Here is a 1,408-nt window from a genome sequence, read left to right as displayed (position 1 = left end):
TCGCCTCAAAAATAATCCCAATCTCGATATTACCCCCCGTACCTTTATTTTTGGTGGTAAGGCAGCCCCGGGTTATTTTATGGCGAAATTAATCATTAAATTGATTAATTCTGTGGCAGAAGTGATCGATAATGATCCGACAATTGGAGGACGGTTAAAAGTGGTTTTCCTCCCCGATTATAATGTCACCTTCGGTCAACGGGTTTATCCGGCTGCCGACTTGTCCGAACAAATTTCCACCGCCGGGAAAGAAGCTTCGGGAACTGGTAATATGAAATTCTCCATGAATGGGTCTTTAACTATCGGTACTCTCGATGGGGCAAATATCGAAATTCGTGAAGAGGTGGGGGCGGAAAATTTCTTTGTTTTTGGCTTGACCACCCAGGAGGTTTATGCTAAGAAAGCTGCCGGTTATAATCCCCAAGAATACTATTACCATAACGAAGAATTGCGGGCAGTATTAGACCTCATTGGTTCGGGATTTTTTAGCCGGGGTGATAGTAGTTTATTTCGTCCGCTTGTGGATAATCTTATCTACGATGATCCCTATATGTTACTGGCCGATTATCAATCCTATATCGACTGTCAGGAAGAAGTCGGTCGCGCCTATCAAGATCAAGAACATTGGAGTCGTTTAGCAATTCTTAATGTGGCCCGCATGGGAAAATTCTCTAGCGATCGATCGATTCGGGAATATTGCGAGGAAATCTGGCGGATACAACCGGTAAAGATTGAATTACCCGATTATATTCAAGCTAATGCTGGTTTATCGGTAAATTAGAACAAATCTAGGCAGTGGGATCCTGTTCATTTATCTTACTGCCCACAGGTTAACTAGCCCTGGGTGACTCTAACCTAAATTTCTACGGGATTGACGGGGCTCGAACCCGCAACTTCCGCCGTGACAGGGCGGTGCTCTAACCAATTGAACTACAATCCCATTTTTGCGACAATTCTGATTGTAACTTCATCATCAGGGTTATGTCAAGCACCTCCAGGAAAATTTTTTTGAGGGGGAGGGAATTATGAATTATGAATGATGAATTATGAAGTGGGGAGAGGAGGAATTATGAATTGGGGAGTGGGGGGAGACCACTGCGAGCCGTTGCGGGGGGAGAGGGGAGTGGGGAGAATAAATAAAAATAATCTCCGGCCTCCTGCCGACCGCCTGATCTCAACAAGCAATTTAAATTACGAACAGCTTATCAATCCTGAATTAAAGCCAAAAAATCCCCAATTAGGGACCGGACCCTCTTTACAATGGGATTGTAATTAAGCTTGTTGGGAGCCTGAGCTATGACTAACCCGAATTCGATCGAACAGCTATCGCAGGAATTACTCGATCTAGACCAAGTAGATGCCGATACCGGGGCAGATTTGCGGCAAAAAGCCCAAGAAATCCTCGCTG

At 44.7% G+C, this 1,408-nt stretch carries 1 protein-coding gene and 1 tRNA gene; one reads left to right on the top strand and one right to left on the bottom strand.

All coding sequences use genetic code 11. From position 1 onward, the window contains the following. A partial coding sequence (locus PX484_RS18360) for a glycogen/starch/alpha-glucan phosphorylase (protein WP_288105032.1) occupies window positions 1-781 on the top strand: 781 nt, incomplete at its 5' end. 85 nt (window positions 782-866) lie between these two features. Here PX484_RS18360 and PX484_RS18355 read toward each other — a convergent pair. After that, window positions 867-940 (bottom strand) — tRNA-Asp (locus PX484_RS18355). Window positions 941-1,408 lie beyond the last annotated feature (468 nt).

The organism is Microcystis sp. M49636_WE2, assembly GCF_030065375.1.
Classification (GTDB): domain Bacteria; phylum Cyanobacteriota; class Cyanobacteriia; order Cyanobacteriales; family Microcystaceae; genus Microcystis; species Microcystis aeruginosa_C.
Note: the sequence above shows the minus strand (reverse complement) of the source record. Positions and strands in the feature narration are given on the sequence as shown.